This window comes from Psychrobacter sp. H7-1 (genome assembly GCF_904846585.1).
Lineage (GTDB): Bacteria > Pseudomonadota > Gammaproteobacteria > Pseudomonadales > Moraxellaceae > Psychrobacter > Psychrobacter raelei.
Genome location: NZ_CAJHBH010000036.1, coordinates 22215 through 28435 on the forward strand (window position 1 = coordinate 22215; position 6221 = coordinate 28435).

Consider the following 6221-nt stretch of genomic DNA (forward strand, 5'->3'; position numbering starts at 1 on the left):
ACCATTATGATACCAATACCATAATGGTTTTTTTGTGCTTAAAAAACATATTACATAAGGATTTTGTTATGAATGGAATTGAACCTGGCGTGCTCATCTCGCTCGCCCTCTACTTTTTACTGATGATTGCCATCGGTATTTGGGCCTATTTTAAGGCCGAAAACGACTCAGAAGGCTATATGCTGGGCGGTCGTAACTTAAGCCCAGGGGTTGCCGCCTTATCTGCAGGCGCCTCAGATATGTCAGGTTGGCTATTATTAGGCCTGCCCGGCTACATGTACAGCTCAGGTGTGGTTAGTATCTGGATTGCTTTAGGCTTAACCCTCGGCGCCTTTGCGAACTATCTCTTAGTGGCCCCAAGACTGCGTGTCTATACAGAAGTCGCTGACAACGCCATCACCCTGCCCGATTATTTCGCCAACCGTTTTGAAGACAAGTCTCACCTGCTTCGTGTCATCTCAGCCATCGTTATTATTTTATTCTTTACCGTGTATACTGCAGCCAGCTTAGCCGGCGGTGGTAAATTATTCGACAGCGCCCTAGGCATGTCTTATAGCACAGGCCTGTGGGTAACGGCAGGTGTGGTTGTGGCCTATACCTTATTCGGTGGCTTCTTAGCAGTTTCGACCACGGATTTTGTGCAAGGCGTCATTATGCTATTGGCGATGATTATTGTACCTGTCGTGGCCTTTACAGATTTAGGCGGTGTGGGTGCCACAACCACAGCCATTCGCAATATTGACCCCCAAATGCTTAACATCTTTAGCGGCATGAGCTTTTTAGGCATTTTGTCATTGATGGCATGGGGTTTAGGCTATTTTGGTCAGCCACACATTATCGTACGCTTCATGGCGATTCGTTCAGTAAAAGATGTGCCAACTGCCCGTAGAATTGGTATGAGCTGGATGATTGTCAGCTTAATCGGGGCATTAATGACAGGCTTTGCTGGTCGTGCTTATGTCCAAAAAACTGCCATGACCTTAGATGATCCAGAGACCATCTTCTTAGTATTCACTAACTTCTTATTCCATCCTTTAGTCTCAGGCTTCTTGTTAGCAGCGATTTTAGCCGCCATTATGAGTACCATATCCTCACAGTTACTGGTAGTGTCAAGCTCTCTAACCCGTGATGTGTATAAATTATTCTTTGATAGACAGGCCCCAGAAGCACGTCAAGTATTGGTAGGTCGTATCTCTGTTGTCGTGGTAGCTTTGGTATCTATTTTCTTAGCTTCCGACCCTGACAGCTCAGTATTATCGCTTGTGTCTAACGCATGGGCAGGCTTTGGTGCTGCCTTTGGTCCGTTGGTTATTATTAGCTTAATGTGGAAACGTATGAACCGTAATGGTGCGCTGGCAGGTATGATTGTCGGTGCCCTAACCGTGATTATTTGGGTCTATGCAGGCATACAAACTCCTGATGGCGTCGCTTTAAATGACTGGTTATATGCCATTATCCCAGGCTTTATTTTAAGCTCTATTGCTATTGTGGTCGTCAGCTTGGCCACTGCTGCACCAAGTGCCAAAATTCAAGCCAAATTTGAAGAGATGGAAACCAATCTATAACCATAGCCTCACTTCAAACCACACTTCATCAACACCAAAGACCTCGCATGATGCGAGGTCTTTTTTGTCTAGAGATAAATGTATTTTACCTGCCCGCTAGAAAGTCTTAGTAAATAAAATGGTGGCTGTTTTGTCATCACGGTCATCATAGTATTTGAAGTTACTTGAGGTCTTCTCATAATCAAATACCAAACGTGGGGTTAAGCCTAGTACCGTCAAATCACGCTTCCAAACTTGCAACCCTAAGGAGCTGGTTTTGTCTTTGCGATGGGTATCATTGCCCTCTACGCGATAAGTTCGGTAAAAGAAATCTGCGATATCATCTGAAGGCTTATCATAGTCTTTAATAGCATAGCTTGCTGAGGCTAAAGTAGAGATACCTTGGTTCCATTCACGCCCCCAGCCCACGTTTACTGAATTTCTATCATAACTTAAGAAGCTGGTCTTATCGACATCGTTTTTATAGCTACCCAAACCACCATAAAAATACTCGTTGGCATCTTTAATATATAGACCATTGACCCCTAAAAACAGGCCATCTGCTTCACGCAGATCTTTGTCATCATCATCTATGGTTTCATTAGAGTACATACCTGTTGCCGTCAGCTTGAGCTTTGGCTGCACCCAACGTGAGCCACTAAGCGTCACCCCCTTTCGCCAGCTATACGGCTCTTCCCCATAAAAGCGCTTGGTCACAAAAGGACTAATAGACACATCATTTTTGGCATCATCATAACCCAAGGCTGTCGAGGCTGTGACCAGATAATCATTATACTCACTATTATCCCAATAGCCTCTTAGCGAGGCATTACCACCCACTTCAGCATAAAAGTTTTTGTCTAGGTTAATACGTTTACTCGCACTTCCTGATACCTGCAAACCTTTGCCGGATTCAGGCTTACTTGTGGCACCTAATTGAGCATCTACAATTTGCCTTTCAGGTACCCCATTTAAGTTCTTATCATACACATAGCTGGCAGAAGCACTAAAGCGCCACTGCTCCTGCTCTTTGATGCGCTCAATTAAGCGATCAACATTGGCCATTACCGGTGGTGGAATGTCCGCACCACGCAGCTTCTGCAACTGGTCTGCAGCAGCGGTATACTGCTTATCAGCATACAACGCTTGGGCCATATTAAGACGCACTGGATGAAAGTCAGGGTTGTCTGCCAACATGTCTTTATATATCGCAATAGCTTTTTTGTTTTGTCCTTCACTACGATATACCAAGGCATCAGCGAACTTAATTAGCATGGGATCATTAACTTCTAATGCCCTATAATATGGGAGCAGCTCTTTAACAGTGGCCATATCCTGCGCTGCCAATGCGGCATTTAAAAACTTTGTAAAAGTTACAGGGTCCGCTTTTAAAGCCTCTAAATCATAGCCTTGTATAGATTGAACTTTTTTGCGCTCATCTAGTGCTTTTTGTGCTTCTTGCTTAGATACGGTTGCTGTTGGTACGTTCGTGCCTAAGGTAATATCTTGGCGCTCACGTTTAATTAATTCATCTGCCTGGTCATTATTATCTCTAGTCTCCTCGATAAATCCAGGAGGAATATCGTCAGCCGCATAGACCAGAGGACTATAAACTACGCTGAGCAATAAGGTAGAAGTGGTGAGGGTTCTTAAGAGGTGCGAATGTGTCATAGTTATCCCTAACAGTGTTACTAAAATCCAATATTCAGTCTATTTTCTATAATTAAAGCCAAGTCCGCTTTAGTATACCTGTGTTCCTATCGAGGTATGCTGAGTCATACGACAGTAAATAATTGAGATATAAACAGTAGTCACTCATTTGACATTAAAGATATTTCAATATTTACCAAAGTATTTTACTAACTTAACTATAAGATAATAATGATAATTTTGCGAGAAAAAAAGCGCCTAATTAGGCGCTTTTTCTTACTACAGTGTTTAAAATAGTTAATTGAGCTTGCTTTAATTTTATCAAGATAACAAAAGTCTGCTTACTTTACTGTTTTTCAGCTCCGAATGTACCTTGGAAACGAGTTCCTGTACCAGGTAAGTCGCCTTTACCACCTTCGATTGCCGCATCTTGATAGATACCACCTAAGAATTTAGCATCTTCACCATAGAAGCCACCAGCAGTGTCGATACCATTAACATTCCCTGCAAAGGTATTACCATCGATGGTCGCTTCAATACCAATATTATTACCTTCTGGCATATATTCGAAGTTACCGTCAAAGGCAAGCTCACCTTTCACTGAGTTATTCACAAAGTCAACATCGAAGGCTGATGTGCCATAGGCTGGCTCAAATGCTCCGGTATCACCTAAGTGAATGTTCTCAATATAAGTGGCGTTACCTGTATACGACGCTTTACCCTCATTAACTTGCTTTAAGTAGTCGATGTCTGCTTGATCGGTTAGGTGACCTTGTACATAAACGTTCGCCGCACGTGATACGTCGCCTAACAACGAATTAAAGTTACCATAGACATGGCCTACTTGCATTTGCCCATCAAAGTTCTGATATACAGCACTATATTTAAACTTAGGATTGAAGCCACCTTTACCAGCCTCAACAATAACCTCTCCTCCTTTTTGTAAAGATACGGATAAAGAGTCTTCGACATTCTCAGGCTTCACCATATCTGCACGAACAACGCCTGTGTCAAAGCTTGTAAAGTTGTCGCCTTGACGGTTATCAACAGGCACTACTGACCCATTCTTAACAACTGTTTCTGTGAAGTCTGAAGCATCATCACGAATAGTCACGTATCCAATAGCATTGTCTAACTGTGTTCCAGCAACGTTCTGCTCGATACTACTTAATGCGGTAGACTGGAAACCTGTCATTTTAGTATCAGCTGGTACAGGTGGGTTAACAGGTTCGGTTGGCTCAGTTGGATCTACCGGTGCAGGTGCGTTTATCTTCTCCGCACCATAAGTACCTTTACCTGTACTGTCGCTATAAACGCCGCCTAATAAGTTAGCATCATCACCATAGAAACTACCTTGGGTGTCTAAGCCATTCCAATTACCTGCAAATTTATTGCCAGTAATCTCAGCTTTTACTTTCTTAGCCTCTAGCCCACTAAATGATAATGAACCATCAACTTGTTGATCAACAAAGTCAACATTGAACTTAGAGCTACCTATCATTGGACCATCAATGTTGCCATTTTCCATGTAGGTTGCGACACCTTCATAGTCAACCTTACCATCATCGATATTGTTATCAATATTGTACTGTGATAACGCTTTCATGTATTCCATGTCTTGAGCACTGGTAGACTTACCTTGTGCATAGACAGTTGACAATTTGCCATCAACCGTACTATCTAAGACACCATAAACATGACCAATCTGCATATCTTCATTGAAGTTGTTATACACAGAGGTATAGCTTAAGTCACGATTTTTAGCAATATTGCTGGTAGAAAGTGTACCTTTAACGGTTAGAGTTTTATTATGCTCCTTGAAATCCGATTCTTTATAACTCTTATCACTGGCATTTCTAAGCGTTAAATCTAATGGATCAGTGATATATATAGTATCAAGCTCTCCCACTCTAGTTGTTAACACATCAAAGCTAGCAGATGTATTATCAACAACCCCACCACGCAACGATTCCTTATAAATACCGTTTGCATCCATATTATTGCTTTGGATACCAGTAATAGTACTAGAAGCCGGCGCATCTGGATTCACTGGTGCAGGTGGTAGCTCTTGTGATGCTTTTAAAGCATCTTCTGCTTCTTGCGCTCTCTGCTCAGCCTCATTCTTAGCTTGAATAGCTTCATCTCTAGCACTATTAGCCTCAATGACTTTATCTTCAGCTTCGGCTCTAGCAAGCTCTGCCGCTTCTGCATTTGCTTTGGCTTGTAGCGCTGCACTGTTTGCCGCTTCTGTCTCTGCTTGTGCCTGAGCTACCTGCTCTTGTGCGGCAGCTTTAGCATCTCCAATAGCCTTATCTGCAGCTGCTTGTGCTGCTACTAAAGCATCTTCTGCGGATTTTTGAGCAGCTTTAGCGGCCTGTTCTGCATTTTGCGCCGCTTGTTGTGCTATTTGTGCTTTAGATGCTAAGTCCTCTGCTGCTGTTTGTGCACTCTCGGCAGCTTCTGCACGTGCTAGGGCGTCAGCTAAGCCGCCGTCTCCACCTTCGCCTGCACTTTCAAGATTGGCCTGTGCACGCTCTAAGGCTGCTTGGGCTTTTTGAGCATCTGCTACCGCTTTCTCCGCGGCCGCTTTTGCGGTGTCTGCCGCTGCTTGTTGTTCAGCTGTTTGGGCCTTGGCAATATCAGCAGCAGCTTGTGCATCTATCGCTGCTTGTTCTGCTGCACTTTGGGTATCAGATTTAGCACCATAGGTACCTTGGGCGCCATTACCTTCATACACACCACCTAGGTACTGGGCGTCACCACCGTAGAAACCACCTTCGGTTGCATAGCCATCATTGGTATCTGCTGTGCCTGAGAATGTATTGCCAGCGATGCTCGCTTTAAGGTTGATGTCGCCTGCTTTAGCAAAGCTTAGTTTGCCATCGACTGCTTTTTTAACGAAGTCTGCGGTAAATACCGATGAACCAAATTCGATGGCATTACCAATGCCTAGCTGACGATGGGTGGCATCACCGCTATAACCGACACTGCCCTCTGTTGGCATATTGGCCGCTTGGGTGGCATTAC

The 6221-nt window shown here is 43.7% G+C and carries 3 protein-coding genes; 1 reads left to right on the forward strand and 2 read right to left on the reverse strand.

The window, feature by feature from the left end:
• The first annotated feature begins 68 nt into the window (after positions 1-68).
• Positions 69-1565, forward strand: a complete 1497-nt coding sequence (putP, locus tag JMX92_RS10290) for a sodium/proline symporter PutP (protein ID WP_011961155.1) — start codon at positions 69-71, stop codon at positions 1563-1565.
• Positions 1566-1661: 96 nt separating this feature from the next.
• On the opposite strand, the gene JMX92_RS10295 is transcribed toward putP, so the two are convergent.
• Positions 1662-3215 (reverse strand): surface lipoprotein assembly modifier, encoded by a 1554-nt coding sequence (locus JMX92_RS10295; protein WP_201545505.1) that lies wholly within the window; start codon positions 3213-3215, stop codon positions 1662-1664.
• A 325-nt stretch (positions 3216-3540) separates the two neighbouring features.
• Positions 3541-6221 (reverse strand): transferrin-binding protein-like solute binding protein (locus JMX92_RS10300; RefSeq protein WP_201545507.1); only part of this gene is annotated, 2681 nt, incomplete at its 5' end.